Annotated in this window: 24 protein-coding genes; 15 read left to right on the forward strand and 9 right to left on the reverse strand. The window is 61.4% G+C overall.

Going from position 1 to position 22,235, the window contains the following annotated elements; translation table 11 throughout:
* The first annotated feature begins 66 nt into the window (after positions 1-66).
* A complete protein-coding gene (locus ACS3QZ_RS16695) occupies positions 67-450 on the forward strand; it encodes a hypothetical protein (RefSeq protein WP_456038856.1) in 384 nt (127 codons plus the stop codon).
* A 3-nt stretch (positions 451-453) separates the two neighbouring features.
* On the opposite strand, the gene ACS3QZ_RS16700 is transcribed toward ACS3QZ_RS16695, so the two are convergent.
* A complete protein-coding gene (locus ACS3QZ_RS16700; protein ID WP_242654755.1) occupies positions 454-924 on the reverse strand; it encodes a GNAT family N-acetyltransferase in 471 nt (156 codons plus the stop codon).
* Between the two features lie 90 nt (positions 925-1,014).
* Between ACS3QZ_RS16700 and ACS3QZ_RS16705 the strand changes: the two genes are divergently transcribed.
* On the forward strand, positions 1,015-1,350 hold the full coding sequence (locus ACS3QZ_RS16705; protein WP_456038857.1) for a DUF1636 family protein: 336 nt from the start codon (positions 1,015-1,017) through the stop codon (positions 1,348-1,350).
* Positions 1,351-1,430: 80 nt separating this feature from the next.
* On the opposite strand, the gene ACS3QZ_RS16710 is transcribed toward ACS3QZ_RS16705, so the two are convergent.
* On the reverse strand, positions 1,431-2,012 hold the full coding sequence (locus ACS3QZ_RS16710) for a glutathione S-transferase family protein (RefSeq protein WP_456038858.1): 582 nt from the start codon (positions 2,010-2,012) through the stop codon (positions 1,431-1,433).
* A 251-nt stretch (positions 2,013-2,263) separates the two neighbouring features.
* Between ACS3QZ_RS16710 and ACS3QZ_RS16715 the strand changes: the two genes are divergently transcribed.
* Both ACS3QZ_RS16715 and ACS3QZ_RS16720 read left to right on the forward strand, forming a co-directional pair.
* Positions 2,264-3,319 carry a GSCFA domain-containing protein gene (locus ACS3QZ_RS16715; protein WP_456038859.1) on the forward strand — a complete coding sequence of 352 codons (1,056 nt, stop codon included), beginning with the start codon at positions 2,264-2,266 and terminating at the stop codon, positions 3,317-3,319.
* The gene (locus ACS3QZ_RS16720) at positions 3,316-4,065 is read left to right on the forward strand and encodes a hypothetical protein (protein WP_456038860.1); all 750 of its coding nucleotides are present in this window, start codon (positions 3,316-3,318) and stop codon (positions 4,063-4,065) included. Before ACS3QZ_RS16715 ends, ACS3QZ_RS16720 begins: the two co-directional genes overlap by 4 nt.
* A gap of 15 nt (positions 4,066-4,080) precedes the next feature.
* Here the strand turns inward: ACS3QZ_RS16720 and holA are convergent, their stop codons facing one another.
* From holA to leuS, 3 genes are read right to left on the reverse strand one after another with little or no spacing between them, the layout of a single operon-like run.
* Positions 4,081-5,106 (reverse strand): DNA polymerase III subunit delta, encoded by a 1,026-nt coding sequence (holA, locus tag ACS3QZ_RS16725; RefSeq protein WP_456038861.1) that lies wholly within the window; start codon positions 5,104-5,106, stop codon positions 4,081-4,083.
* Positions 5,103-5,597 (reverse strand): LPS assembly lipoprotein LptE, encoded by a 495-nt coding sequence (gene lptE, locus ACS3QZ_RS16730; RefSeq protein WP_093093741.1) that lies wholly within the window; start codon positions 5,595-5,597, stop codon positions 5,103-5,105. The genes holA and lptE overlap by 4 nt, the downstream gene beginning before the upstream one ends.
* Positions 5,584-8,142, reverse strand: coding sequence for a leucine--tRNA ligase (gene leuS, locus ACS3QZ_RS16735; protein ID WP_456038862.1), 2,559 nt, complete (start codon positions 8,140-8,142; stop codon positions 5,584-5,586). Before leuS ends, lptE begins: the two co-directional genes overlap by 14 nt.
* Positions 8,143-8,329: 187 nt before the next feature.
* Between leuS and ACS3QZ_RS16740 the strand changes: the two genes are divergently transcribed.
* Positions 8,330-9,589, forward strand: a complete 1,260-nt coding sequence (locus ACS3QZ_RS16740) for a glycosyltransferase family 4 protein (protein WP_456038863.1) — start codon at positions 8,330-8,332, stop codon at positions 9,587-9,589.
* A 63-nt stretch (positions 9,590-9,652) separates the two neighbouring features.
* Here the strand turns inward: ACS3QZ_RS16740 and ACS3QZ_RS16745 are convergent, their stop codons facing one another.
* Complete coding sequence (locus ACS3QZ_RS16745) at positions 9,653-10,165, reverse strand: DUF3576 domain-containing protein (RefSeq protein WP_456038864.1); 513 nt, start codon at positions 10,163-10,165, stop codon at positions 9,653-9,655.
* Positions 10,166-10,450: 285 nt separating this feature from the next.
* On the opposite strand from ACS3QZ_RS16745, the gene ACS3QZ_RS16750 reads away from it, so the two are divergent.
* Both ACS3QZ_RS16750 and ACS3QZ_RS16755 read left to right on the forward strand, forming a co-directional pair.
* Entirely contained in the window at positions 10,451-11,368 is a 918-nt protein-coding gene (locus tag ACS3QZ_RS16750; RefSeq protein WP_456038865.1) for a porin, read from the forward strand.
* A 117-nt stretch (positions 11,369-11,485) separates the two neighbouring features.
* Complete coding sequence (locus tag ACS3QZ_RS16755; RefSeq protein WP_456038866.1) at positions 11,486-12,136, forward strand: YggS family pyridoxal phosphate-dependent enzyme; 651 nt, start codon at positions 11,486-11,488, stop codon at positions 12,134-12,136.
* 43 nt (positions 12,137-12,179) lie between these two features.
* Here ACS3QZ_RS16755 and ACS3QZ_RS16760 read toward each other — a convergent pair whose 3' ends face one another.
* Together ACS3QZ_RS16760 and ribA are read right to left on the reverse strand one after the other, a co-directional pair.
* Positions 12,180-12,674, reverse strand: coding sequence for a L,D-transpeptidase family protein (locus tag ACS3QZ_RS16760; RefSeq protein WP_456038867.1), 495 nt, complete (start codon positions 12,672-12,674; stop codon positions 12,180-12,182).
* The gene (ribA, locus tag ACS3QZ_RS16765; RefSeq protein ID WP_456038868.1) at positions 12,671-13,762 is read right to left on the reverse strand and encodes a GTP cyclohydrolase II; all 1,092 of its coding nucleotides are present in this window, start codon (positions 13,760-13,762) and stop codon (positions 12,671-12,673) included. The genes ACS3QZ_RS16760 and ribA overlap by 4 nt, the downstream gene beginning before the upstream one ends.
* Before the next feature lie 175 nt (positions 13,763-13,937).
* On the opposite strand from ribA, the gene ACS3QZ_RS16770 reads away from it, so the two are divergent.
* The 6 genes from ACS3QZ_RS16770 (at position 13,938) to ACS3QZ_RS16795 (ending at position 18,109) form a co-directional block, all read left to right on the forward strand.
* Positions 13,938-14,624 (forward strand): response regulator transcription factor, encoded by a 687-nt coding sequence (locus tag ACS3QZ_RS16770; RefSeq protein ID WP_456038869.1) that lies wholly within the window; start codon positions 13,938-13,940, stop codon positions 14,622-14,624.
* Positions 14,625-14,979: 355 nt separating this feature from the next.
* Positions 14,980-15,768 (forward strand): exodeoxyribonuclease III, encoded by a 789-nt coding sequence (locus ACS3QZ_RS16775; RefSeq protein ID WP_456038870.1) that lies wholly within the window; start codon positions 14,980-14,982, stop codon positions 15,766-15,768.
* A complete protein-coding gene (locus tag ACS3QZ_RS16780) occupies positions 15,768-16,247 on the forward strand; it encodes a hypothetical protein (protein WP_093093759.1) in 480 nt (159 codons plus the stop codon). The genes ACS3QZ_RS16775 and ACS3QZ_RS16780 overlap by 1 nt, the downstream gene beginning before the upstream one ends.
* Before the next feature lie 90 nt (positions 16,248-16,337).
* A complete protein-coding gene (locus tag ACS3QZ_RS16785; protein WP_456038871.1) occupies positions 16,338-17,255 on the forward strand; it encodes a tetratricopeptide repeat protein in 918 nt (305 codons plus the stop codon).
* Positions 17,256-17,282: 27 nt separating this feature from the next.
* Positions 17,283-17,927: an LON peptidase substrate-binding domain-containing protein gene (locus ACS3QZ_RS16790; protein ID WP_093093763.1), complete on the forward strand. Its 645-nt coding sequence runs from the start codon at positions 17,283-17,285 to the stop codon at positions 17,925-17,927.
* Positions 17,924-18,109 carry a Trm112 family protein gene (locus ACS3QZ_RS16795; protein WP_093093766.1) on the forward strand — a complete coding sequence of 62 codons (186 nt, stop codon included), beginning with the start codon at positions 17,924-17,926 and terminating at the stop codon, positions 18,107-18,109. Before ACS3QZ_RS16790 ends, ACS3QZ_RS16795 begins: the two co-directional genes overlap by 4 nt.
* Positions 18,110-18,212: 103 nt before the next feature.
* Here ACS3QZ_RS16795 and ACS3QZ_RS16800 read toward each other — a convergent pair whose 3' ends face one another.
* The gene (locus ACS3QZ_RS16800) at positions 18,213-19,427 is read right to left on the reverse strand and encodes an FAD-dependent monooxygenase (RefSeq protein WP_456038872.1); all 1,215 of its coding nucleotides are present in this window, start codon (positions 19,425-19,427) and stop codon (positions 18,213-18,215) included.
* An 87-nt stretch (positions 19,428-19,514) separates the two neighbouring features.
* Between ACS3QZ_RS16800 and ACS3QZ_RS16805 the strand changes: the two genes are divergently transcribed.
* Together ACS3QZ_RS16805 and ACS3QZ_RS16810 are read left to right on the forward strand one after the other, a co-directional pair.
* Positions 19,515-20,843 (forward strand): amidase, encoded by a 1,329-nt coding sequence (locus ACS3QZ_RS16805; RefSeq protein ID WP_456038873.1) that lies wholly within the window; start codon positions 19,515-19,517, stop codon positions 20,841-20,843.
* A 199-nt stretch (positions 20,844-21,042) separates the two neighbouring features.
* Positions 21,043-22,224 carry an aminotransferase class I/II-fold pyridoxal phosphate-dependent enzyme gene (locus ACS3QZ_RS16810; RefSeq protein ID WP_456038874.1) on the forward strand — a complete coding sequence of 394 codons (1,182 nt, stop codon included), beginning with the start codon at positions 21,043-21,045 and terminating at the stop codon, positions 22,222-22,224.
* The last annotated feature ends 11 nt before the right edge of the window (positions 22,225-22,235 follow it).

Genomic DNA, 22,235 nt, shown 5'->3' on the forward strand with positions numbered 1-22,235 from the left:
GTGCGGAAGTTAAGGAGGCGTTAACCCCTGTTTGAGAGAGTATCGCTCATGCGATGGGTGTTATTGATGACTTGCCTGGTGGCTGTGGCCTGTAATGCGCCAACGCCCCATTTTCGAGGGGCGGAGGTAACGCGTGTCTCGGTGCAGGGCAGCACATTTGATATTCGCCATCGCGGGCGTCTTGCCGAAGCCATTCGCGTCAATTCGGAATATGCTCCGCGACTTGGTCCGATCGGGCGTCGCGCGGAAATTGCCATGGAGGCGGTGACGGGATGTGACGTGATAGAAATTCGCGGCGATGCGGCGCTGATCCTTGGGATCATGGATTGCGGCGATGGTGCGCGCACACCGCCCCTGGCGAGCTATGTGCCGCTTTATCAGGATTGCGAAGTGGTCGATATCTGGGTGCCGAGTGGCGGCAGTACGGGCTATCTCGAAGCGGAATGCTGATCCCTAGTCGAGCGCTTTTGTCATGAAGATCGAGGTGGAATTGGCTTCGTAGTCACCAAAGGGCCCGCATTCGACAAAGCCGTGCGCCTTGTAAAGCGAATGCGCCTGTTCCAGCTTGTCACCGGTTTCCAGCTTGAGCGCGCTGAGCCGCTGCGCGCGTGCCTCGGCATCAAGGCGCTGCATGAGTTTGTGCGCTATGCCCTTGCCGCGTGCAATGGGGTCCACGAACATGGATTTGATCTCTCCATACTCCCCCCGGTTTGCCAGCGCGGCGCAGCCAAGTGTCTTGTCGTCCTCTCGGGCGATAAAGAAACGGATATCGGGCGTGCACAGTTCATCGACCGAGAGGAAGTGGTTTTCCTCGGGGTTGAACAGGGATCGCATCAGGGCGTGGCTGGCCTGCAGGAGGGCCGTTGCCTGACGGTCACGCGGGTTGCCGGGAACAACACGAATGGCAGAAGCTTTCTTGATCACGGTGTTTCGATCTCCGTTGCGTTGTGCGAAGCCTTGTGTCGCATTCCCCGGCCCGTTAGTCCAGTTCTTGTGAAACGGGAGGCCTGCTCATTGGGTGATGTTGTCTATATCTGCGACACCTGCGCGGCGCCGGGTGAAACACCCGACGGGGCGGGGTTTGCGGCCGATTTGAGAATGGCAGCCCCGGTTGGGGTGGAAGTGCGCACGACGTCCTGTCTCAACATGTGCGACGCGCCGCTTGCATTGGCGTTGAGAGGGCCGGGCAAGGTGGCCTATCTGTTTTCCGGGGTGCGCCCGGGGGAAGATGTGGCGGACACGCTTGCCTTGCTCAAGCTCTATCGGGACGCGCCGGACGGGGTGATCCAGGACGCGCGCCCGGCGGGACGTTTGCGGTTTTGCCTTCAGGGGCGCGTGCCGCCGCTTTGACGCAAGGGGGCGTTGCCCCCGTCGCCCTGCGGGCGACTCCCCCAGGGTATTTCGGACCATTGAGAAGGGGCGCGGGGGCCTTATTTACGAAGCTTCTGGAAGGCGGGGCGGTTGCGGGCGTTTTTCAGGTAGGCCTTGAATTCGCCATTGTCGGTCGGAAACTTGGCCGACAGGGCCCAGCCGCCGCAATGGGTCAGGATGATGTCGGGGATCGTCATCATGTCGCCCATCAGGTAGGGGCCCTTGGCGCGCGCCATGATGTTCGCAACGTTGCGGCTGTATTCCCACATCAGCGAGGGTTTGACGTCGGAGACGCGCTTGTCTTCGGGCAGGACAAAGCTGTGGCGGGCGGCGGTCCACAGCACGGCGTCGATCTCGTCGAGAATCTGGTGGGTGAGGCTGTCCTGTTGGGCGCGTTCGACGGTGCCCGCCGGATAGGTGAGGGCGCCATGCTTGTCGGCGAGATAGGTCAGGATGGCGGTGGAGTCAGAGATGATCGCGTCGCCGTCTTTCAGGATCGGGATCTTGCCGGTGGGGTTCAGCGAGCGGACCCGTTCGGAGTGGGGCTTTTCAGGGGAAAACTCATAAGGTTGGCCGAGCTCCTCGAGCATCCACATGACACGAAAGGCGCGGCTGGCGATATTGCCGATGACTTCGTACATGGCGGTTTCCTCCTATCTGATGCCAGTGAGAGTGTCAGGCGGTAGGGGAAGAAGGCAAGTCACGAATGGCGGCCTGACGCAGGGTCATCGCCGCGCGTGGTCGCTTTGCGCAGGGTCGTGCGGTGGTGGCGCGCAGGATCATTTTCGCGGGACAGGGTGACAAGGCTTGTAGCCTTTGGCATAATTTCCGGCAAGGCGGAGAAACCGCAGGATCTGGCGTATATGGGCAGTTGCAGGGCTTTGGGGCGCGCGTGAAGAATTACTATTCAGACCTCGACAAGCGGGCGTTCTGGAAGTCCGGTGTCGTCGCACCGAGCCATTTGGCCGTGCCGGACATCTACCGAAAAAAATGGGAGATCGGTCCGGATCAGAAGATCGGGACGGCCGGGAGTTGTTTTGCGCAGCATATCGCACGGCATTTGACCCAAAACGGGTATAGGGTATTGGATGTGGAACCGGCGCCGAGGGGACTGCCCGAGGCGCAACATGCGGCGTTCGGGTACGGGATGTATTCGGCGCGCTATGGCAACCTGTATTCCGCGCGGCAATTGCGCCAGTTGGTCGAGGCAGCGTTCAGCGACGATCCGGGACCGTTCCTGATCTGGGAACGCGAGGGGCGGTTTTTTGATGCGTTCCGCCCGACTATCGAGCCAAACGGGTTTCTGTCGCGCGACGAAGTAATCGAGGCGCGAAGATACCATTTGCGCTGCGTGCGGCGGCTTTTCCTTGAGGTCGACGTCTTTGTTTTCACATTGGGACTGACTGAGGCGTGGGTGCACAAGGAAAGCGGGCAGGTGGTTCCTTTGGCACCGGGAATTGTTGCGGGGGAAGATCGGGCGCAGGACTATGAATTTGTCAATTTTTCCTATGGTGCGATTGAGGCTGACTTCAGAGCCGTCATGCAGATGCTGGACGATTTGCGCGGCCGGAAAAGGCCGTTGCGCTATCTGTTGACGGTGTCGCCTGTGCCATTGACCGCGACGGCCAGCGGGCAGCATGTTCTTGCGGCGGCGACTTATTCGAAATCCGTGCTACGCGCGGTGGCAGGGTGGCTTTGCGAGACCTGTAACAACGTCGATTACTTTCCCAGCTATGAGATCATCACCAACCCTGCCGCACGGGGGACGTTTTTCGAATCCAATCTGCGGTCGGTCATGACGGAAGGGGTCGAGGTTGTCATGAACGCCTTTTTCGCCGCCCATCCGCCCCGTTTGCGGAAGGAGGAGACGGGACCACGCCCAACCGAGGTTCCGGCCAATGAGGATGTGCAGTGTGACGAGCAGATGCTGGAGGCTTTTGGTCGGTGAAGCGGCTTTGTTTCCTCGGAAATTCGCATGTGGCGGCGGTTCGGGCGGCGTTGAATGACATGCGCGCGGAAGGTGGGCTTGAAGACGTGGAGGTCGACGTGTTCGGAAGCCAGCGCAATTCACTGCGCACGGCCACTGTCAGGAATGGGGTTGTTGGATCATCCAGTGCTTTTGTGCAGAAGAATTTCCGCTGGACGTCGGGCGGCATGTCAGAGGTTGAAATCGCACGGTATGACGAGATCGTCATTCTCGCCGGGATATCGGTTTTTTCATCGGCGCATTATCAGGCCGGGCCCGACCTGCCGACGATCAGCAGCGAGATGGCCGATGCCATCATAACGCACCACATGGAACAGGACTGGGCCATTGGCCTGGCGCGCCTGATTGCCGAAGTGAGCGGTTCGGTGCAGGTGTCCTTTGTGGGCAGCCCGTTGATTTCGGTCGACAGCCCGCGTGCCCAAAAGTTCCTGGCGCAATACCATGATCGGGATACGGGTGTCGGCGTGCGCGCTCGAAATCTGAGAACCATGATCGACCGAAGTGTTGTCGCGCGATCCGCCGGGAATTTCAGGATGAAAGCCCCGCCCGCCGACGCGCTGGAGGACAGCGGGTTTTTCACCCGGTCCGCGTATTGCAAGGGGTCGATGCTGTTTAAGCCGGAGGTGGATGCACAGCACCCGAGCAACGATTTCGTGCACATGAACGCCCAATATGGCCGATTGCTTTTGCAGGACGCGCTTGGCTAGGTCCGGCGGGTGCGGTCACCTGCGCGCCAACATGGCAAGCCGTAGGAACAGCCGTTCCACGAGCGCCATTTCGGGGGCGCGTTGTCCGGCAGAGCGGAGTTGCAGGTCGGTGTCGGTCAGGCCGGTGAGCGCCTGTTCGAGCTTGGCCGGGCCCCAGTTCGACGCCTGCCGTAACATGCGGTCGCGACGCGGGCCGAAGATGGGCGGGCGCATACGGGCAATGCCTGCCGCCGCGCCGCCGGGGTCGGAGGCTGCGGTATAGAGCGCACGGAAATGGCGGGTGGCAGAGATGATCAGTGCCACGGGGTTGACCCCCTGAGCCTCGAGTTTTCGCAACACGGGGCCGATTTCCTGGGGGCGGCCTTCGGCAACGATGTTGAGAATGTCGTCCAGCGCGGCCTCGGTCGAGACCGGGGCGCAGTCGATGACATCCTGCGAGGTCACGGGCAGATCGTCGTTCAGCTTGTAGAGCGAAAGCTTTTCAAGGGTTTGCCGGAAATCCCCCGGGTCCAGTTCGCGTGACAGGTTGGTCAGGTCGGTCATCGCGTCGTGGTCGATATTGTTCAGGCCAGAGCGTTTGAGTTCGGCCTCGATCTCTTCACGGCTGGGCGGATCGTTGTAGATGCCGACGGCATAGGCATTGGGATGCGTTTCGAACGCCTTGCGGATCTTGGAGCTGGCCTTGAGCTGCCCTGCGGTGACGATGATCTGGGCGTCACCCGGCGCCCAGTCTTCGAGCGCGGAGAGGATCGCGGAGGCCGCCACATCGGTAGCGTCTTCGACAAAGGCGACCCGGGGGCCGGGGAAAAAGCTGACTTCCTTGATGGCGTCATTGAGGCGTGCGGGGTCCTTGCGCAACTCGGCGCCGGGGATGCGGGTGAGGCGCATTTCCTCTTCGCCCGCTGGGCCGATCAGGGCAGCGATGACCTCTTGCCGCTTTAGGGCTGTGCGCATCGCGTCCGGCCCATAGATCAGGAGACCCGTGCGATCGGGATCGGGTTTGGCGAAATACCTCGCACTGTCGCGGGCAGACAGCTTCATAGTGGGTTCGAGGTGGCGTAGACCTGCAGATCGGTCACGATCCGATCGGCAAGGATGACCATGAGACGTTGATAGGCGTCTTTCTCGGCAGCGAGTTCGGACACGGTCGAGCCGGTGGTCGAATAGCTTGTGAACGTATCAACCTTGCCCGTGGTCATCACCTCGTTCGTGCCGATATCGCGCAGCGCATAGGTCACCTCGCCCACGACGTTGTAACGGGATGTGACCTGCGCCACCGTCTTGCCGACCGATTCCTGCCGGGTCTTGAGCGACAGGGTGAGGCCATAGGCTTCGCCCCCCGTCCCACGGCCCAGCCGGTCTTCGAGTTCGCGCACGAGCAGGTAGGACGCGTTATCGGTGGGTTCGTCCACCAAGACGTTCTGGTGCAGCCCGCGGGCGCCGCCGCCGGGGCCATAGACCGGCGTGAAGCCGCAGCCCCCGACAAGGGCAGCGGCAGAGAGCAGGAAGATTCGGCGGTTACAAGACGACATTCACGATCCGACCGGGGACAACGATGAGTTTCTTGGGCTGGGCCCCTTCCAGCCGGCTGGTGACAGCTTCGTGGGCGAGGACCAGTTTTTCAACCTCTTCCTTCGGCATGTCCTTGGGCACGCTGATTTCCGCGCGGCGCTTACCGTTGATCTGGATCGGCAAAGTGACGGTGGATTCAACAAGCATCGCCTCGTCCGCCTGCGGCCACGGCGCGTCGATCAACAGGCCCTCTCCGCCAAGCATGGCCCAGATTTCCTCGGAGAGGTGCGGAGTCATGGGGGACATGAGCTGTGCCAGAACCAGTGCGGCTTCGCGCTTGGCCGCCGCGCCCGCCTTGGTTTTGGCGAGCGTATTGGTGAAGGCATAAAGCTTGGCGATGGAGGCGTTGAAGCCGAAGCTTTCGATGCCAAGGGTCACGTCGCGGATCGCCTTGTGCATCTCGCGGAGCAGCTCCTCATCCGCCCCTTGCGGGCCGTCTTCGGCCGTTGCGACGTCGCTGGCGATGCGGTGCACGCGGGCGAGGTGTTTATAGGCCGCTTCCGCACCGGAGGCGGTCCATTCCACGTCGCGTTCCGGGGGCGAATCCGAAAGCACGAACCAGCGCGCGGTGTCGGCGCCATAGCTTTTGATGATCTCGACCGGATCGACCACGTTGTTCTTGGATTTCGACATCTTGGCCGAGGGGATGACCTCGATCTTCTCCCCGGTTTCCTTGACAAAAACGCCGCCGTCCCGTTCTTCGACTTCGGCCGGGTAGTGATAGATCGCGCGGCCGTTTTCGTCGGTGCGTTCGGCGTTCTTGAAGATCGCGTGTGTCACCATGCCTTGGGTAAAGAGCGCGTCAAACGGCTCTTTGGACTTCGCGGGCAGGTGGCCGCAGATATGCATCGCGCGGGCGAAGAAGCGCGAATAGAGCAGGTGCAGGATCGCGTGTTCAATGCCGCCGATATACTGGTCGACATTCATCCAGTACTCCGCGTCCTCCATCGAGGTCGGCGTTTCGGCGCGCGGCGCGGTGAAGCGTGCGAAATACCACGAGCTGTCCACAAAGGTGTCCATCGTGTCGGTTTCACGCTTGGCGGGCGCGCCGCAGGACGGGCAGGCGCAATCGCGCCATGTCGGGTGGCGGTCAAGCGGGTTGCCGGGTTTGTCGAACGACACGTCATCGGGCAGTTCGATCGGCAGGTTTTCTTTCTTCTCGGGCACCACGCCGCAGGCATCACAATGTACGACAGGAATCGGGCAGCCCCAGTAACGCTGGCGGCTAAGACCCCAGTCTCGCAGGCGGAACTTGGTCACACCCTTGCCCCAGCCGGCCTTTTCGGCAAAGTCGATGGTGACGTCGATCGCTTCTTGTCCGGTGGCCTCATCGAGACCGGCGAAGTGGTTGATCCATTTCACCTTTTGCTCTTTGGGCGGCACGAAGGCTTCATTCTCGACGGGTTTCGGATCATCGAGGTCGAAGAAGGTGTCGATCACCGGCAAGTCGTATTTGCGGCAGAAATCAAGGTCGCGCTGGTCATGCGCCGGGCAGGCAAAGATCGCGCCGGTGCCATAGTCCATCAGGATGAAGTTGGCGATCCAGACCGGGAGTTCCCAGTTCGGGTCAAGCGGGTGTTTCACCCGGATGCCGGTGTCATAGCCCAGTTTCTCGGCGGTTTCGATGGCTTCTTCGGTGGTGCCGCCCTTGCGGCACTCGGCGAGGAAACCGGCCAGTTCGGGATTGTCCGCTTCCAGCGCCTTGGAAATCGGGTGATCCGGCGAGATGCCTACGAAGGATGCGCCCATGAGCGTATCGGGGCGGGTGGTATAGACGGTGATCGGGTCGCCGCCATCGGTGCGGTCAAAGGAAAACTCCAGACCGCGGGATTTGCCGATCCAGTTCTCCTGCATCAGGCGCACCTTGGCGGGCCAGTTGTCGAGCGTGTCGAGCGCGTCGAGCAGTTCTTCGGAATAGTCCGAGATCTTGAAGAACCATTGGGTCAGCTCGCGGCGCTCGACCAGCGCGCCGGAGCGCCAGCCGCGTCCGCCTTCGACCTGTTCGTTGGCCAGAACGGTCATGTCGACCGGATCCCAGTTCACCACCGCGTTCTTGCGGTAGACGAGGTCATATTCAAGGAAATCGAGGAACAGCGCCTGTTGCTGGCCGTAATATTCCGGGTCACAGGTGGCAAACATGCGCGACCAGTCGAGCGAGAGGCCCAGCGGCTTCATCTGTTCGACCATGGTGTCGATGTTGGAATAGGTCCATTCCTTGGGGTGGCCGCCGATGGCCATGGCGGCGTTTTCGGCGGGCATGCCGAAAGCGTCGAACCCCATCGGATGCAGAACGTTATGCCCGGTCGAGATCTTGTAGCGCGCGATCACGTCGCCCATCGTGTAGTTGCGCACGTGGCCGATATGCAGCTTGCCCGAGGGGTAGGGGAACATCTCGAGCACGTAGTATTTCGGTTTGCTTTCGTCCCGGACGGCCTTGAAGGTTTGTGCTTTGGCCCAGGCTTCCTGCCATTTGGCTTCGATCTCTGCGGTGCTGTAGCGCGACATGGTCGGGTTCACCCTTTTGATTCTCGTGGTGCCGCTGGTCTCGCGGCGCGGTTCGCAAGCGGTGATATGCGTGCTTTTCCCTGTGGTCCAGTGCCGATGCTGTTGCAAATCGTAAATTGGGCGGGCTTTGTTGTGGGAAAAACTGCGATATACAGGTCGCAACCGCGACTATGTTGGGCACGTTTTTATGAAAATCCTTTTTATCCACCAGAATTTTCCCGGCCAGTTCAAACATCTGGCGCCAACACTTGCCGAAAAGGGGCACGAGGTCGTGTGCCTGACCTTGCGTGTAAAGGAGCCCTCTCTTTGGAAAGGGGTGCGGGTGCTTCCCTATTCGATCCAGCGCAAGCCATCGCAGGGGCTGCATCCGTGGCTTGTGGATTTCGAAACCAAGCTGCTGCGGGGTGAGTCCTGTTTTGTTGCGGCGCGCAAGCTGAAGGCCGAAGGGTTTGAGCCGGATGTCATCGTGGCGCATCCGGGCTGGGGTGAGTCGATGTTCCTGCGCGACCTGTGGCCCAACGCGCGGATCGGGCTGTATTTCGAGCTGTATTATTCCAACAACGACAACGATGTCGGCTTCGATTCGGAATTCTCCAAGTTCGATCAGCAGACCGACACGATCCGGCTGCGGCTGAAGAACCTCAACAACATGATGCATCAGCAGATCGCGGATCGGGGCATATGTCCGACCGAGTTCCAGGCGTCCAGCTTTCCCGAGGAGTATCGTGAGATCATCGACGTGATCCACGACGGGATCGACACGGACGTGGTGCGCCCCAACCCGGACGTGAGGTTTTCCTTGTCGGACGGAACGGTTCTTGATCGCGGCGACGAGGTGATCACCTTTGTCAATCGCAACCTTGAACCCTATCGCGGGTATCATGTTTTCATGCGGGCCCTGCCGGAGCTGCTCAAGGCGCGTCCCGATGCGCGGGTGTTGATCGTGGGTGGGGACGAGGTGAGCTATGGTGCCCGACCGCCCAAGGGACAGACGTGGAAGCAGATTTTCATCGACGAAGTGCGTGGGCGAATTCCGACGAAAGACTGGGAGCGGGTGCATTTTCTGGGACGCATTCCATATGATCAGTTCCTGCGCCTGCTGCAGATCAGCAGGGCGCATGTCTACCTGACGTATCCGTTTGTCCTGAGCTGGTCGCTCATCGAGGCCATGGCGGCGGGGGCGCCGATCGTAGCGAGCGACACGGCGCCTTTGAAAGAGGTGATCCGGCATGGCGAAACCGGCCGATTGTTCCCGTTTTTCGATGGCGCGCGGTTGGTTGAAGAGGTTTGCACTGTTCTGGATAGCGCGGAGATGCGCGAGGCGCTGGGACGAAACGCGCGGCGACTTGCGGTTGAAACCTATGATTTGCAGGGAGTCTGCCTTCCACGGCAGCTTGACTGGATCGACCGGCTTTTTGAAATGAGCCCCCGTCCGGTGCGGACCTGATTCAACGAAAAAGGGCCGCACCCTTAGAAGAGTACGGCCCGCGAAGCATTCGGAACGGATTGATCAGAGCCTGCCGTCTGCAATCCGCAGTTGGCGGGCACGGGTCAGGATGGCGTCTTCAACGGCACGCACCGTACCCGCATTAACCGAACCGCCACCGCGGGTCTGCATCGCGACGTTCAGGGAACGTGCATCAAGTGCTGGGTCACGGATATATACAGTGGCGCGATAAGCGCGCCCACCGCCCGGCGGCACGCCGTATCCGGTGGAGATCACACCGGAGAACGGATCAACACTTTCGATGGGCAGGAAGTCGAGAACTTCAAGCGATGCGGCCCAGAGGTATTTGTTGACCCGAACCGTGACATCAGAGTTGTCGTCCTTGAAAATATCCCAGATGGTCGAGCCGGTCTTGGTCCCAGTGATCTGCTGGTTTTCAATGGGGTTGCCGACGTCGTCACGTTCCAGATACCCCTCGGCGTCGCCCTGAATAACAACCGTCCTGCCGCCACAAGCGCCAATCGTCAGGAGCGCGACCATCGCGACCGTGATGCCGAAAATGCCGGATTTCTTCATCTTTCTGCCCCAAGCGTAGCTTTGCCTAACGTCCTAGCCAACAGGGGCTGGATGGGCAAGGGTTATAGTAGGCGCGCCCGGTTTTGGGCGGCCAGACAGCAGTTTGGGGTTGGTGGACGTGGGGCGGGCCGAAGAACTGTGACATGTCTGCACCATATCCGGCGACTTTGCCCCGAGGCATATGCCCGTACTTGCAAAGACCCCCCGAAAAGAGCGAGAGACTACGCATACCCAGTTTGGGATTCTCCGGCTGGGCGCATGAATTGGAAAACCGAGGGAAAAACTATGAAAAAAGTTCTCTTCGCAACGACTGCTCTCGTCGCCACCGCCGGTGTCGCCGCAGCAGACGTGACCTTCGGCGGCCTGGGCCGCTTTGGTGTCTACTACAACGAAAACGCAGCTACCGAAGTTACGCTGGAAAGCCGCTTCCGTCTGATCGTGACCGGCACCGCAGAGTCGGACAACGGCCTGTCGTTCGGCGCACAGATCCGCTACCAGTCGAACGAGCACCGTGACGGTTACGGCGCCCCCCAGGGTAACGCCGCGTTCAACACCCCGCGTTTCTGGGTTTCGACCAACGGCTTCACCGTGTCGGTTGGCCAGGTTCTGGGCGCACTCGAAAACATGCCCGGCATGTACACCGGCTCGATCGGTCTGACCGGCCTGAGCTACCGCAACGTTGTTTATAACTTCGGCGCAGACGCATACACCTCGGGTTCCACCGGTTCGCAGGGTGTTGACGTGATCTACTCGTCGGGCGCATGGGGCGTTCACCTGTCGCATTCGTGGGACGGTTCGGGTAACGCGGGTCGCGGCTTCGACCGCACCGCAGTCCACGGTTCGTACAGCACCGGTCAGTACACCTTTGCTGTTGGTTTCCAGGATTCGGACAACGCTGGTGACACCGAGTGGGCCGCAACCGCAACCGGCACCTGGGGCAACTTCACCGGTACCCTGGCATATGCTGACAACGACGGTAACGCCAAGTACGGCATCGCTGGCGACTACCAGGTTGGCGCAGCAACCTTCATCCGCGGTTACGTGAACCACGACGAAGGCCTCGGCGCTTCGGGTGACGAAAACTACGGCATCGGCTTCCAGCATCGTCTGGGCGGCGGCACCTTCCTCGAAGGTGGTGTTGCTTCGCTCGGCGGCGCAACCTCGACGACCGTTGCTGACCTGGGTCTGCGTTTCTCGTTCTAATCTGAACGACAAACCATCCAAAGAGAGGGCAGGTCTTTTGACCTGCCCTTTTCTTTTGCGCGCATTTGGTGTTCCTTGCCGGCAGATGACCCGCCGGGACAAGAAGGATCACGAAAGATGTCGCTGACAGAGATCACCGCACGTATTCACAAGGCCGAAGACGCGGCCGGACGCGAGATCGGCGCCACGAAGCTGATCGCGGTCAGCAAACGCCAGCCGGACGAGCGGGTGGAAGCGGTGTTGGCCGAAGGACATCGGCTTTTTGGCGAAAACCAGGTTCAGGAAGCGGCTGGCAAATGGCCAGATTTCCGCGCGCGCTTTGACGGGGTCGAAGTGCATCTGCTGGGGCCGTTGCAAACCAACAAGGCCCGTCAGGCGATGGGGTTGTTTGACGCCATTCATTCATTGGATCGACCAAAGCTTGCCAAGACGCTTGCCCGACTGGCGCAGGAGATCGGGCATTGCCCGGACCTTTTCATCCAGGTCAATACGGGCGAAGAGCCTCAGAAAGCCGGTGTGATGCCTGCCGAGGCGGACGGATTTGTGGCCGAGTGCCGTAGCCTCGACCTGCCGGTGGTCGGGCTGATGTGTATTCCGCCTGTGGAAGAAGAGCCTTCGCTGCATTTCGCGCTGTTGGCCAAGATCGCGGCGCGCAATGGTTTGACCGGTCTGAGCATGGGGATGAGCGGCGATTTCGAACGCGCGGTGGCGTTGGGCGCCACGCATGTGCGGGTCGGGTCGGCCATCTTCGGGGATCGCGCTTACTAAAGGCGTTGCCGCCGTCCTCAGAAAAGCCGGACCAATACTGCACTCAGGGGATGATCAGCCGGGTGCCGGGCGGAGCGTTGGCGGCAATCCAGCGTATGTGAGCACGCGAAAAGGCGAGGCATCCTTCGGTTGGATATCCGGGGCGGCGCCATTGGTGCAGGAAAATGGCCGAGCCGCGTCCGGGCGTAGCCTTGGGCCAGTTCCAGTCGGTCAGCATGATCAGATCATAAAGAGGATCAGCCCGCCGCAGGGTTTCATGGCTGGGGGTGTAGGGCGCGCGGACCTGTTGGTTATAGTCCGGGTCGGCGGGGTCGTCGGACCACAGATCACCCAAACGAATCGGGATGGCCCAGGGCGCTGGACAGGTCATCCGGTCAGGGCGATAGAGCAGGCCGGTGATACGGTGCGTACCGCGAGGTGTCGCACCATCCCCCTCGCGCTTGGTGGCTGATAGACCGCCGCGCCCGATAGTGCAGGGAAAAAGCTGCCCAATAAAGCGCAGACCGCGCGGGGTCAGAACAAGGTCTACAGGGGTCACAGCAGGTGGCCGGACTTGGCGGCCTTGGTGGCGAGATAGGTGCGGTTCTGAACGGTTTCGCCCACCTTGAGCGGCACGCGCTCGGCCACGGAGATTCCGGTTTTCTCCATCATCTCGATCTTGCGGGGGTTGTTGGTGAGCAGGCGGACCGAGGAAAACCCCATTTCCTTCAGTATCTTGGCGCCGATTCGGAAATCGCGTTCGTCGTCTTCGAAACCCAACCGGTGATTGGCTTCAACGGTGTCGAACCCCTGGTCCTGCAGCGAATACGCGCGCATCTTGTTGGCCAGCCCAATGCCGCGCCCTTCCTGGTTGAGGTAGAGCAGAACGCCCGTGCCCTCGGCCCCCATCTGGGCCAGCGCGCCGCGCAGTTGAGGGCCACAGTCGCATTTAAGCGAGCCCAGAACGTCGCCGGTGAAACAGGCCGAATGCAGGCGGGCGAGGACGGGTTTGTCACGGGGCGGACGGCCGATTTCGATGGCGTAGTGCTCTTCGCCGCCGTCTTCGGGCCGGAAGATGTGCAGGCGGCCCGCTTCGGCGGCCGCCATGGGAAGGCGGGCATGCACAACCGGGTGCAGGGGGCTGGTAGCTGCCAGATGCGGTGCGGCGAGGTCGGCGGGAATCACGGTGAGGCCATGCTCCAAGGCGAAACGGGCAGCATCGGCAAGGGGAAGGACCACGGCGGCGGGTAGGAGTTGCGCGGTTTTCACCAACTGCGTTGCGGCGCGGTGCAGGATGGCGGGGCCGTCACGATCGCTGGCCAAGGGGCCTTTCATCGGGCTGCGCAAGTCGTCATCCGGGTTGGCGATGGACAGCACCCAGGCGAGACCCGCATCGGAGGGCAGCAGGATTCGGGCGACATCGCCATCATAAGCGCGCGCCTTGAGCGTTTCGGCTCGGCGCGATGTCAGGACCAACACTGGCGTTCCGGGCAGGGCGCGCAGATCGCAGAGCCGGGCGTCGGTCAGGGTTTCAGCCGCCAGCACCAGAAGCGCCTGCCCGTCCCCCGTCAGCACGATGGGCACGCCCATGCGCAGATCTGCACGGGCGCGGGCGAGGCGTTCGATGATATCGGGCGAAAAGCTCATGGGAAGGTGATCTGTCCGGCGAAGAAAGGCGTAATGGATATAGCTGTGATGGCAGCAATATGAAACATTTACCAGTGCTCGTACACGAGGCCGTGAGCGAAATGCAGCAAATCTTGTCGTGGACGTGAAGCGGGTCCACATCGCGAGTGTACGCAAGAGAGGGCGAGGAGGTCACATGGCACAGCTCAAGAAAATCCTGTTGGTGGATGACGACGAGGACCTGCGCGAGGCATTGTCCGAGCAGTTGATCATGACCGAAGATTTCGACGTGTTCGAAGCAGGCAACGGTTCGGAGGCAATGAGCCGGGTCAAGGAAGGCCTGTATGACATGGTCATTCTCGATGTCGGGTTGCCGGATACGGACGGGAGGGAGCTTTGTCGGCTGATGCGCAAGCAGGGGGTGAAAAGCCCGATCCTCATGCTTACCGGGCATGACAGCGATGCCGATACGATCCTTGGCCTTGATTCCGGAGCGAACGACTATGTGACCAAGCCGTTCAAGTTTCCGGTACTTCTGGCGCGGATTCGGGCGCAGCTGCGTCAGCACGAGCAGAGCGAAGATGCCGTGTTCCAGCTTGGGCCGTACACGTTCAAACCGAGCATGAAGATGCTGATCACCGAAGACGAGCGCAAGATCAGGCTGACCGAGAAAGAAACCAATATTCTCAAGTTCTTGTACCGGTCGACAGATGGTGTCGTGGCGCGTGATGTGCTGTTGCACGAGGTCTGGGGATACAATGCGGGTGTGACGACACATACGCTTGAAACCCATATTTACAGGCTGCGTCAGAAGATCGAACCCGACCCTTCAAACGCCCGCCTGTTGATCACGGAGTCGGGGGGCTATCGGCTGGTGGCGTGACTCCTTTGCCGCAGTTTTCAACCTTTTGTTGATAAGCGCATGGCAGAATGAGCGAATTCTTGATATGTATCAAAGAAGCATATGAACGATACCTTATATCAAGTCTTTACGGATCCCGCGCATGTCCGGGTTATGACATGCACCTCCCTGTTGGACTGAGCCCGGATATGATCCGGGCTCTTTTTTGTTTTGGGCAGGTTTGTTCATGGGGCAGGGGGCGCAGCCGCCGTCGCAGCAAGCTGCGACTCCCCCGGAGTATTTCTGGCAAATTGAAAGCGGGACGTGGCGCATATGCGTTGGCAAGCCGTGATCGGGCGGGGTAGGGTGCGCCGATCACAGGCAACGGGAGCGCGGCATGAGCTTTTCACTGGCAACTTGGAATATCAATTCGGTGCGGTTGCGTGAGCCGATCGTCCTCAAGCTGTTGCAGGAAGAGGCGCCGGACGTTCTGTGCCTTCAGGAGTGCAAGAGCCCGGTGGACAAGATCCCGACCGAGGGGTTCGCCGCATTGGGGTATCACCATATGATCGCGCGCGGACAGAAGGGATATAACGGTGTAGCGATCCTGTCCAAGCTGCCGATCGAGGATGTCGGGGATAAGGATTTCGCGGGGCTGGGCCATGCCCGCCATGTCGCGGGGCGGCTGGAAAACGGGGTGACGATCCATAACTTCTATGTTCCGGCAGGGGGGGACAAGCCGGACCGGGAGGTGAATGAGAAATTCGGGCAAAAGCTCGACTATCTTACCGAGATGCGGGACTGGTTTCATGGAGACAGGCCGGAGAAGTCGATTTTGGTGGGGGATCTCAATATCGCGCCGCGCGAGGATGATGTCTGGAGCCACAAGCAGTTGCTGAAGGTCGTGAGCCATACGCCGATAGAGGTGGAGCACCTCGCGCAGACACAGGAGGCCGGCGGCTGGGTGGACATCACCCGGCAGGATATTCCAGAAGGGCTGCTGTACAGCTGGTGGAGTTATCGTGCGCGGGATTGGGATGCGGCGGACAAGGGGCGGCGTCTGGACCATGTGTGGGCGACGCCGGATATTTCGAACGCGGGCCATTCCAGCCGTATCCTGCGGGCGGCGCGGGGCTGGGAGAAGCCCAGCGATCACGCACCGGTCTTTGCCAGTTTTGATCTCTGATGCGCGGCGGCCCGCACAAGAAGCCGCTTTTTCGCAAGGTGAACACGCGCACGTTTCGTGTCCGGCACGGGTGTCCGCGACTGGAGGGCCGTGATGGCAACACCAAAAAAGCGCGCGTGAGCGAGGCCACGCAGCAGGGCATGCGGCAGGGGTTGCGGCACGGGCTGGACTATACGCCGCTTTACAAGTTCCTGCTTTCCAAGGTGGGCCAGCCCTGGGATGCAGTCTATTCCGAGGCGGTGGCGCGCCTGGAGGAGGATGCGGCCATCTGGCATCTGGTCGCGCGCTCGGAAGTTGAGCGGCGCGCGGTGGTGCGGTGCGGGGAGTCGAGTTTTTACAGCGGGCTTCATGTTGATGAGGCCGGGCGGCTGGCCAAGGTCGATCCCGGGTTGGACGCATCGTCGATGCGTCCAGATTGCGCCTGTTGCACGCATACCTTCAACGGGGAGCGCTTTGGTCTGCCATTCGAGGCGCCCTGATGGTGATCTGAGCGAAAAATCATGCAAAGGCACTTTGAAACCCCGTTGCAGGGGGTCATATAGGGGCCAACAGACATGAGGAATGACGAGATGCTTGAACTTGGACAAGGCACGGCGGCGCCTGCGGGCGATCTGATCAAGGATGTCAGCGAAGCGGAGTTCATGACCGACGTTGTGGATGCGTCGATGTCGGTGCCGGTGATCGTGGATTTCTGGGCCCCGTGGTGCGGGCCCTGCAAGACCTTGGGGCCAGCTTTGGAAGCCGCCGTGACGGCGGCGGGCGGGGCCGTAAAGATGGCCAAGGTCAATGTAGACGAGAACCAGATGATTGCCGGGCAGATGCGTGTCCAGTCGATCCCGACGGTTTATGCCTTTTGGCAGGGCCAGCCGATTGACGGTTTCCAGGGCGCGTTGCCGCCCAGCGAGATCGAAGCTTTCGTGACCAAGGTGGTGGAAGCATCCGGCGGGCAGGTGCCCGACAACGGGTTGGACGATGCGCTGGCCGCCGCCGAAGAGATGCTGGCCGAAGGTGATGCGCAATCAGCGGGTGAGACCTTTGCCGCGATCATCGAACAGGACCAGAGTGTCGTGGCCGCCTATGGCGGACTGGCGCGGGCCAATATCGCTATGGGGGCGCTGGATCAGGCGGAGGCGGTGCTGAATGGCACGCCTGCAGAATACTCCGGAGCGCCCGAGATCGAAGCCGCGCATGCGCAGCTTGAACTGGCGCGGCAGGCGGAAAATGCCGGGCCGGTGGCCGAGCTGCACGCCAGGGTCGAGGCCAACCCGGATGACCACGCGGCGCGGCTTGACCTTGCGCAGGCGTTGCATGCCGCCGGGCAGGTAGAAGAGGCCGTCGCAGAATTGCTCGAGCTGTTCCGGCGGGATCGCGAATGGAACGATGGGGCTGCCAAGGCACAGTTGTTCACCATTTTTGAGGCATTGAAGCCCAACGATCCGGTTGTGCTGAACGGGCGGCGCAAGCTGAGCTCGATGATCTTTGCCTGATCGGGCAATCCGGGCTAGGTTCGTGACATGATCAAAGCCGCAGACCTGCCCGATACACTGGCCGTGTTCCCCTTGCCCGGGGCGTTGCTCTTGCCCCGGGCACGGTTGCCGCTACACATTTTCGAACCCCGCTACCTCGCGATGTTCGACGATGCGCTGAAGTCGGGGGGGCGGCTCATTGGAATGGTGCAGCCCAACGAGGTCCCCGGCCGGGAAGACAATGGGTTGCACCGGATCGGTTGTGTCGGGCGGATCACGCAGTTTTCAGAGACCGAGGATCACAGGTATCTCATCACGCTGACCGGCGTGTCGCGGTTCCGGGTCCTGAGCGAGGTGGAGGGGTTCACCCCTTATCGGCGCTGCGAAGTGAGCTGGGACGGGTTTGCGCGCGATCTTGGGCCTGCGGAGCGCGATGCCGGGTTCGACCGGACCGGGTTCATGGCTTTGCTGCGGCGGTATTTCGAGACGCTGGAGCTGTCCACGGATTGGGAAACGCTCAAGGATGCCAGTGATGAGTTGCTGATCAACTCGTTGTCGATGCTTCTGGATTTCGAGGCCGAGGACAAGCAGGCGTTGCTGGAGGCGCCATCGTTGTCGACACGTCGCGAGACGTTGGTGACGTTGATAGAATTTGCGCTGCGGGGCGGCGCCGGAGAGGACTTGATGCAATGAGTGAACAAGGTGAATTTGACCGTCGTATGCTGGAGGCACTGATCTGCCCGCAGACGCGCACGACGCTGAAGTATGATGCTGCGGCGCAGGAGTTGATCTCCAAGGCGGCTGGGTTGGCCTTTCCGATCCGCAATGGCATTCCGGTCATGCTGATTGATGAGGCACGGGTACTGGACGGGTAGGCGGGGGCGCTGCCCCCATCGCAGCGAGGCTGCGATCCCCCCGGGGTATTTCTGGAAAAAGAAAGACTGGAAGCGCGCCTTGTGAAACAGGGCGCGCGTTTCATTAGCGCATCAGGTCGGGCAGATCGCCGGTCAGGCCGGCGGCTTCGCGGATGAAAGTGCGGCGCAAGCCGGGGACGGCGTTGACCAGACCCATGCCGATGTCACGCCCAGCGCGCAGGATTGGATTGTCGTTCGAAAACAGCTTGTTGGTGAGATCGGTGGCCATCACTAGGGCGGCAGTGTCAAAGCGGCGCCATTCCTGGTAGCGCTCGAGGACCAGGGTGGAAGCGATGTCTTCGCCGCGCTGTCGGGCCTCGGTCAGAACCTGGGCGAGGGCGGCCACATCGCGCAGCCCCGCGTTAAGTCCCTGCCCGGCAATCGGGTGCATGCCGTGGGCGGCATCACCCACAAGGGCGATATGATCGGCGACGAAGTGGTTGGCGACGCTTAGAGAGAGCGGATAGGTGAAGCGATTGCCTACCAGTTCGATTTTGCCAAGGAAATCGCCGAAACGGGGGCGCAACACCTGCATGTAGTCGTCATCCGAGAGTGCCTGGATACGGGTGGCGTTTTCATCGGTTTCCGACCAGACGATCGAGGACATGTTGCCGGGAAGCGGCAGGATGGCCAGCGGGCCCGGCGGCATGAAGAACTGATGCGCGATGCCGCCATGGGGTTTTTCATGCGCAATGGCACAGACCAGCGCGGTTTGGCCATAGCCCCAGCCGGTGCGCCGGATGCCAGCGCGTTTGGCGACACCGCTGCCGCGCCCGTCACACCCCACCATCAGGCGGGTGCGGTGGGTTTCGCCGGTGGAGAGCGACACGGTAACGCCCGAGGCATCCACATCCTGATTGATTACGCCTGTTTCAGAGAGGAGCGTGATGCGCGGCTGGTTCCGCATCGCGGTCAGGAAGGCACGGTAGAGGTAGCGATCTTCGAGCATGTAGCCCATTGGGCCTTCTTCGATCTCGGCGTGATCAAAATGCAGGAAGAAAGGCGAAGGCCCTTCTCCAGCGCGCCCGTCCGAGACTTTGATTTCGAGCAGGGGCTGGGCATTGTTCGCCACGTCGTCCCAAACGCCAATGGCGCTCAGAAGGCGCTGTGAAGCGAGCGCCAGGGCATAGCCGCGCCCGTCAAAATTGTCGCCTGCACGGTCCGGGGCGGGACGGGCATCGACCACGGTTACGTTGAAACCGGATTGGGCCAGGGCCAGCGCCAGGGCGGGGCCGTTCAGCCCTCCGCCGGCGATCAGAATGTCGCTGTTGTAAGTCATGGGGCCAATATGGGTGCTGCTTCGGGATTGTCCATGCGCATCTGCGTCGCTACCGTTATTTCCAACAAGATTGGGAGAGGGCAGACGATGTTTCACTGGCTGGGCATGAGTGCAGGGGACCTGGGGCGCGCAATCGGGGAAGGGGCAATCGATCCGGTGGCGCTGACTCAGGCGTTCCTGGGTGCGATCGACAGCCATGATCATCGGGATCGGATCTATTCGAAAGTGACCCATGAGCGTGCGCTGGCCGAGGCTGAGGCAGCCGCCGAGCGCGCGCGGGCGGGGATGCGCCTGTCGCTGCTGGATGGGGTGCCGATCAGCTGGAAGGACCTGTTTGACAGTGCCGGGGTCGAAACCGAGGCTGGGTCCGCGCTATTGAAGGATCGCGTTCCGGGGCAAGATGCCGAGGTGTTGCGCAATGCGACGGCGCAAGGCCTGGTGTGCCTTGGCAAGACCCACATGTCCGAGCTGGCCTTTTCCGGTCTCGGCCTCAACCCGGTGACGGCGACGCCGCCCTGCATCAATGATCCCAAGGCGGTGCCGGGGGGATCATCGTCGGGCGCGGCGGCGTCGGTGGCTTTTGGTCTGGCGGCGGCCGGGATCGGGTCGGACACGGGAGGGTCGGTGCGGATCCCGTCGGCGTGGAATGACCTTGTCGGGTTGAAAACCACCGCCGGGCGGGTGTCCAACGAAGGCGTTGTGCCCTTGTGCCGGAGTTTCGATACGGTAGGGCCCTTGTGCCGGACGGTGGAGGACGCCGCGCTCTTGCTGGCGGTTCTGGAAGGGGCGCGCGCGGCAGACTTGCGCGGGGCGGATCTGCGTGGTGTGCGGCTGGCGGTGCTGGAGACCGTGGCTCTGGAGGATGTACGCGAGGCGCCCCTGGCCGGATTCGAAAGTGCCGTTACACGGCTTCGGGACGGTGGGGCGGAGGTCCATGTGATCCGGGCGCCGGAGGTGGCGCGGGCGCTGGAACTGAGTGGGGTCCTGTTCACATCAGAAGCCTATGGTGAGTGGCGCGAGGATATCGAGGCCGCGCCGGATCTGATGTTCGACCAGATCCTTGAGCGGTTCCGCGCCGGGGCGCAGTTTTCCGGGCCGGATTTCGTGGCCGCCTGGAACCTGCTCAGGGATTTGCGGCGCCGGTGGAATGCGCGAGTGGCCGGTTTTGATGCGGTGCTTTTGCCGACGTCACCGATTCTGCCGCCCGATGCGCAGAGGTTGATGCAGGACGAGGACTATTACGTGACAGAGAACCTGCTGGCGTTGCGCAACACAAGGATCGGCAACCTGATGGGCAGTTGCGGGGTCAGCCTGCCGACCGGACTGCCGAGCTGTGGATTGATGATGCTGGGGAGACCCATGCAGGAAGAACGTCTCTTGCGGGTCGCGGCTGCGGCAGAGGCCGCGCTGGGGTAGGGGGCGCTGCCCCCGTTGCCGTGCACGGCGACTCCCCCGGGGTGTATGGAACCATTGAGAAACAGGGTACGACGTGGTCGTGGTGGCGCAGAGGCCACAAGACGCGGATTCGCGGGCATTTTTCTGGACGAGCGGAGCGGGTTTCGGTAACTTGGGTGCAAACGGGGCGAAATGATCCCGAAGCTGAGGCAGTTGAAGAATGGTGTTCCCCGAGCGGTTTTCGAACCTACCGGCCTATGCGTTTCCGCGCTTGCGGGCGCTTTTGGACCATCTGGACCCGGGCGGTCCGGTGGTGCACATGACGATTGGCGAACCCAAGCATGCTTTTCCCGCATGGGTCACCGATGTGATTTCCGAACATGCCGAAGGGTTCAATCAATATCCTCCCAATGACGGCACACCGGAGTTGCAGCAGGCGATTTCGGATTGGATCGCGCGGCGCTATGGCGTTGCCGTGGACCCGGCAACGCAGGTGATGGCGCTCAATGGCACGCGCGAAGGGCTATACAATGCCGCCATGGCGCTTTGTCCTGAAGAGAAGGACGGGCAGGCGCCTGTCATTCTCACGCCGAACCCGTTCTACCAGGTCTATGCCGTGGCGGCGATCTCGGTCGGGGCGGAGCCCGTTTATGTCGCAGCGCGGGTGGAAAACGGGTTCCTGCCGGACTATGGCGCCTTGCCCGAAGACGTGCTGCGGCGCACGGCAATTGCCTATCTTTGTTCGCCCGCCAACCCGCAGGGCGCGGTGGCGGATCGCGCCTATTGGGAAGCACTGATCACGCTGGCCGAGCGGTATGATTTCCGCATTTTCGCGGATGAATGTTATTCAGAGATTTACCGGGGCGAGGCACCGGTGGGCGCGTTGCAGGTTGCTGCGGAGATGGAAGTCGATCCTGAGCGGGTGGTGATTTTCCATTCGCTTTCCAAGCGGTCGAACTTGCCGGGGCTGCGGTCGGGTTTTGTTGCGGGCGGGCCGGAGAGCCTCAAACGGATCAAGCAGCTGCGGGCCTATTCCGGGGCACCCTTGCCATTGCCGTTGCAGCGCGCGGCGGAAAAGGTTTGGGCGGATGAGGCGCATGTCGAGGAAAACCGCCGGCTGTATGCCGAGAAGTTTGACCTGGCGGATGAGATTTTCACGGATGTGCCGGGCTATGTCAGCCCGCGGGCCGGGTTTTTCCTGTGGCTGCCGGTGGAAGATGGCGAGGCAGCAGCGGTGAAGGCGTGGACGGAAACAGGGGTCCGGGTGTTGCCCGGTGCCTATCTGAGCCGGGAAGTAAACGGGGAAAACCCCGGTAAAGGGTATGTTCGGGTCGCGCTGGTGGCCCCAAAGACCGAGGTGGCAGATGCGCTGAAAAAGCTGCGCGCCTGTCTCTACGGATAAGAAGGACGAGG

This window comes from Shimia sp. W99 (genome assembly GCF_053851455.3).

Excerpts from the sequence above, each read along its gene's own strand:
- ACS3QZ_RS16755 (WP_456038866.1), top strand. The coding sequence starts at position 11,486 with ATGTCGCTGACAGAGATCACCGCACGTATTCACAAGGCCGAAGACGCG.
- ACS3QZ_RS16710 (WP_456038858.1), bottom strand. The coding sequence starts at position 2,012 with ATGTACGAAGTCATCGGCAATATCGCCAGCCGCGCCTTTCGTGTCATG.
- ACS3QZ_RS16780 (WP_093093759.1), top strand. The coding sequence starts at position 15,768 with ATGCGCGGCGGCCCGCACAAGAAGCCGCTTTTTCGCAAGGTGAACACG.
- ACS3QZ_RS16800 (WP_456038872.1), bottom strand. The coding sequence starts at position 19,427 with ATGACTTACAACAGCGACATTCTGATCGCCGGCGGAGGGCTGAACGGC.
- ACS3QZ_RS16805 (WP_456038873.1), top strand. The coding sequence starts at position 19,515 with ATGTTTCACTGGCTGGGCATGAGTGCAGGGGACCTGGGGCGCGCAATC.
- ACS3QZ_RS16740 (WP_456038863.1), top strand. The coding sequence starts at position 8,330 with ATGAAAATCCTTTTTATCCACCAGAATTTTCCCGGCCAGTTCAAACAT.
- ACS3QZ_RS16750 (WP_456038865.1), top strand. The coding sequence starts at position 10,451 with ATGAAAAAAGTTCTCTTCGCAACGACTGCTCTCGTCGCCACCGCCGGT.
- ACS3QZ_RS16775 (WP_456038870.1), top strand. The coding sequence starts at position 14,980 with ATGAGCTTTTCACTGGCAACTTGGAATATCAATTCGGTGCGGTTGCGT.
- ribA (WP_456038868.1), bottom strand. The coding sequence starts at position 13,762 with ATGAGCTTTTCGCCCGATATCATCGAACGCCTCGCCCGCGCCCGTGCA.
- holA (WP_456038861.1), bottom strand. The coding sequence starts at position 5,106 with ATGAAGCTGTCTGCCCGCGACAGTGCGAGGTATTTCGCCAAACCCGAT.
- ACS3QZ_RS16745 (WP_456038864.1), bottom strand. The coding sequence starts at position 10,165 with ATGAAGAAATCCGGCATTTTCGGCATCACGGTCGCGATGGTCGCGCTC.
- ACS3QZ_RS16790 (WP_093093763.1), top strand. The coding sequence starts at position 17,283 with ATGATCAAAGCCGCAGACCTGCCCGATACACTGGCCGTGTTCCCCTTG.
- ACS3QZ_RS16810 (WP_456038874.1), top strand. The coding sequence starts at position 21,043 with ATGGTGTTCCCCGAGCGGTTTTCGAACCTACCGGCCTATGCGTTTCCG.
- lptE (WP_093093741.1), bottom strand. The coding sequence starts at position 5,597 with ATGTCGTCTTGTAACCGCCGAATCTTCCTGCTCTCTGCCGCTGCCCTT.
- ACS3QZ_RS16770 (WP_456038869.1), top strand. The coding sequence starts at position 13,938 with ATGGCACAGCTCAAGAAAATCCTGTTGGTGGATGACGACGAGGACCTG.
- ACS3QZ_RS16795 (WP_093093766.1), top strand. The coding sequence starts at position 17,924 with ATGAGTGAACAAGGTGAATTTGACCGTCGTATGCTGGAGGCACTGATC.
- ACS3QZ_RS16695 (WP_456038856.1), top strand. The coding sequence starts at position 67 with ATGACTTGCCTGGTGGCTGTGGCCTGTAATGCGCCAACGCCCCATTTT.
- ACS3QZ_RS16785 (WP_456038871.1), top strand. The coding sequence starts at position 16,338 with ATGCTTGAACTTGGACAAGGCACGGCGGCGCCTGCGGGCGATCTGATC.
- leuS (WP_456038862.1), bottom strand. The coding sequence starts at position 8,142 with ATGTCGCGCTACAGCACCGCAGAGATCGAAGCCAAATGGCAGGAAGCC.